Genomic DNA, 3,361 nt, shown 5'->3' on the forward strand with positions numbered 1-3,361 from the left:
CGTCGCGTCGAGGGCGCGGAGGTGCGGCCCGTGGCGGAGTCCGGCGGGGCTCGTTGGGCATGCTCGACCGTGCGGACCAGTTCCTCTCGCGCGCCGGTGGCGCCCCGCGCCCCGAGGACCAGTACCGCGAGATCTACCTCGCAGCCCTCCGTGGCGCCGCCGCGGTCCTGGCCGAGCGGGAGACCGGTGCGCGCCGGGGGAGCGCGTCCCGGAACGCGTGGGTGCGGCTCGCCAAGGTCGCACCGGCGTACGCCGAGTGGGTGTCATACTTCACGGCGGTGTCCGGGCTGGTGGCCGCGCTCGAGGTGGCGTCGGGGCGCAGCGTGTCCGACGGTGACGTCGCCGCCCTGCATGCGCGCGTGCAGACCTTCCTCAATCTGATCGAGGACGAGCTCGCGCCGCAGTCCTGACGGCGCCCCGGGGTAGTACGGGGCCCGACCCGGGGCGACTCGGTGTGGCGCGTATCTCATTACGAATAGGTACGGAGTAGATTTGCTGTAGGTCAGTGGTCGCGGGTCTGCAAGGCTCGTATCATTGGAGGCAGGGAATCCGCCGGATGCGGATCTCCGACAAGACAAGGTAGATCCCGGAGTGCTAAAGGAGGGGATGGTGCCACTCTCCGAGCACGAGCAGCGCATGCTCGATCAGATCGAGAGCGCGCTCTACGCAGAGGACCCCAAGTTCGCATCGAGCGTGCGTGGAAGTCGGCTTCGGTCGGCCTCCAGCAAGCGTCGTTTGATCGCGGGGGTCGGTTTCGTTGTGGGGCTGGTGCTCCTCGGCGCAGGTCTGCTGCTGCCGCAGGTCCAGTTCCAGGTGATCGTGGGCATTCTCGGCTTCCTGCTGATGTTCGCGTCCCTCGTGTACGTCCTCTGGTCAGGTGGCCCCTCCGGGCCCACCGGCACGGTGAAGGGCGACGGCTCCGTGCAGGAGAGGGCCGGGCGTCGTAAGGGTGACAAGGTCGGCGGAGCCCGCTCGTTCGTCGGCCGCATGGAGGATCGGTTCCGCCGCCGGTTCGAATAGCGACGTCACCCGGATAGACGGCAGAAGGCCGCCGGCCCCGAACGGGCCCGGCGGCCTTCTTCGTATCCGGGACTTCCTCACGGCTCCCCGCGTCACGGCCGCCGTGTCACGCCCCGCGCGGGGGTGAAGACGTCTGGTGGGGAGGGCGACGGCCGGAGAAAGGGTGGACACCGCCTCCGTCGCCCCAGTGGGCGCCCCGCGGACCGCGTCCGGCCCGCACGGGCCACCGTCGTGGCCAGCCGTCCCCCATCCGGCCCCACTGCGCCCCCGTTTCCCCACTTTCCCCCACTGTCATGCCCTCAGGGTCGCTTGTAGATCTCGTGTGTCACAGATATTCACTGAAGTGACGTGCCGCTGCGCGCTCGCCACGCCGAGTGTGTCGACATCCCCCACCTTCGTACTCGGCTATGACCTGCGGATATACGCGCCGGCCAGCGTGTCGACGGGCTTCTAGTGGTTGAAAGTGGCGGGTGGTGGGGTAAAGTGGGGCGTACTGGAGAGGGAACCACCTGCAGACCCGATCCGGACACACCCCGGGAGCGGGGAGGCGGGAGGGTGCCGTGGCGTTCACGGGTACCTACACGCCGAAACTCGACGACAAGGGCCGACTGACCCTGCCCGCCAAGTACCGCGAGGACCTGGCGGGGGGTCTGACCATCACGAAAGGACAGGACCGCAGCCTCACCGTCTACCCCAAGGCGGAGTTCGAGCGGATCGCCGAGAAGGCGGACGCGATCGAATGGACCGACGCAGCCGGCCGAGCGTTCATCCGCAACTTCTTCGCCAGCTCCGACGAGCAGCGCCCCGACGCCCAGGGTCGGATCACGCTGAACGCCGACCACCGCCGCTACGCGGGCCTCACGAAGGAATGTGTGGTGGTGGGATCCCGGAAGTTCCTGGAGATCTGGGATGCCGAAGCCTGGTACGCCTACCAGGCCGCGCACGAGGACGACTACTCCCAGCCTCAGTCCGACGCCCTGAAGTCGATCTTCTGATCGGGCGCCGCGAGGGCCTGCTGGCCCTCGCCCGATCCGCCCCTGACGCACTTCCCCAGCGCCAGGTACGGATCGGGCGGGGACCTGGAGACCATCGCGCGCCGTTCGCGGACCCGCCGGACCACCCGGCCGCAGCCGCCCATCCAACCATCCGAGCAGCGAGATCATGGAGGAGTCATGCCCGCAGCGGATGGGGTCGCGAGCAGCGAGGGGCGTTCGTCGTACGGGCACGTCCCCGTCCTCGCCGGTCGCGCGGTCGACATCTTCCGTGGCTCCCTGGGTGACGACGGTGCCGGGCGCGTCTACGTCGACGGGACCCTCGGCCTGGGCGGCCACAGCGAGCTGATGCTCCGGGCGTTCCCACGGCTCACCGTCGTCGGCCTGGACCGTGATACGTACGCCATCGCCGCCGCCACCGAACGCCTCGCACCCTTCGGCGACCGGTTCACCGCCGTACACACCCGCTACGACGGCCTCGCCGACGCCCTGGACGGCCTGGGCATCCGCGCCGCGGATGCGATCCTGTTCGACCTCGGCGTCTCGTCGATGCAGCTGGACCGCACCGAACGCGGGTTCGCCTACTCCGTGGACGCGCCGCTCGACATGCGGATGGACCCCACCGACGAGTTGACCGCCGCCGACGTGCTCAACACCTACGAGGCCCGCGACATCGCGCGCGTGCTGCGCACCTACGGCGAGGAGAAGTTCGCCTCCAAGATCGCCGCCGCGGTGGTGCGGGAGCGCGCGCGGGAGCCGTTCACCACCAGCGGCCGGCTCGTCGAGCTGCTGTACGCCACGATCCCCGCGCCGGCGCGTCGTAAGGGTGGTCACCCGGCGAAGCGGACGTTCCAGGCGCTGCGGATCGAGGTCAACCGCGAACTCGTATCGCTCGAGGCGGCCGTGCCGCAGGGCCTCGACGCCCTGGCGCCGGGCGGCCGGATCGTGTTCATGAGCTACCAGTCGCTCGAGGACCGCATCGTCAAGACGGCGCTCGCCGCGCGCACGCGGTCCACCACCCCCGTCGGGCTCCCCATGGACCTACCGGGCACCGGGCCGACGTTCCGGCTGCTCACCCGCGGCGCCGAGCGCGCGACCGAGGCTGAGATAGCCGATAACCCGCGGGCCGCTCCGGTCCGTCTGCGTGCCGCCGAGCGGCTCACCGATCACCCGATCCCCGCCGAACCCACCGACAGGAGCGCAGCGCGATGACCACGACCGAGGCCCCCCGCACCGGTGAACGCGGCTCGGCAGCGAATTCGCTGCAGCGCGCGCGGGACGTCCGCACCCGCGACGGGCGCACCCGCGGGCGGTCCGCCGCGGCCCAGCGGGCGATCGAGCGGCGCGAC

At 70.5% G+C, this 3,361-nt stretch carries 4 protein-coding genes; all 4 read left to right on the plus strand.

Translation table 11 applies throughout. The annotated features are described in order from the left end of the window. A partial coding sequence (locus tag ABD908_RS26885; RefSeq protein WP_345001901.1) for an SAV_6107 family HEPN domain-containing protein occupies positions 1-410 on the plus strand: 410 nt, incomplete at its 5' end. Positions 411-609: 199 nt separating this feature from the next. After that, the gene (locus ABD908_RS26890; protein WP_345001903.1) at positions 610-1,020 is read left to right on the plus strand and encodes a DUF3040 domain-containing protein; all 411 of its coding nucleotides are present in this window, start codon (positions 610-612) and stop codon (positions 1,018-1,020) included. Positions 1,021-1,580: 560 nt separating this feature from the next. Continuing rightward, on the plus strand, positions 1,581-2,015 hold the full coding sequence (gene mraZ, locus ABD908_RS26895; protein ID WP_345001905.1) for a division/cell wall cluster transcriptional repressor MraZ: 435 nt from the start codon (positions 1,581-1,583) through the stop codon (positions 2,013-2,015). A gap of 177 nt (positions 2,016-2,192) precedes the next feature. After that, positions 2,193-3,224 carry a 16S rRNA (cytosine(1402)-N(4))-methyltransferase RsmH gene (gene rsmH, locus ABD908_RS26900; RefSeq protein WP_345001907.1) on the plus strand — a complete coding sequence of 344 codons (1,032 nt, stop codon included), beginning with the start codon at positions 2,193-2,195 and terminating at the stop codon, positions 3,222-3,224. Positions 3,225-3,361: the final 137 nt, after the last annotated feature.

The organism is Tsukamurella soli (assembly GCF_039541155.1).
GTDB lineage: Bacteria > Actinomycetota > Actinomycetes > Mycobacteriales > Mycobacteriaceae > Tsukamurella > Tsukamurella soli.

What these genes read in the sequence shown, in the direction of transcription:
- rsmH (WP_345001907.1), top strand. Translation starts at nt 2,193, where the DNA reads ATGCCCGCAGCGGATGGGGTCGCGAGCAGCGAGGGGCGTTCGTCGTAC.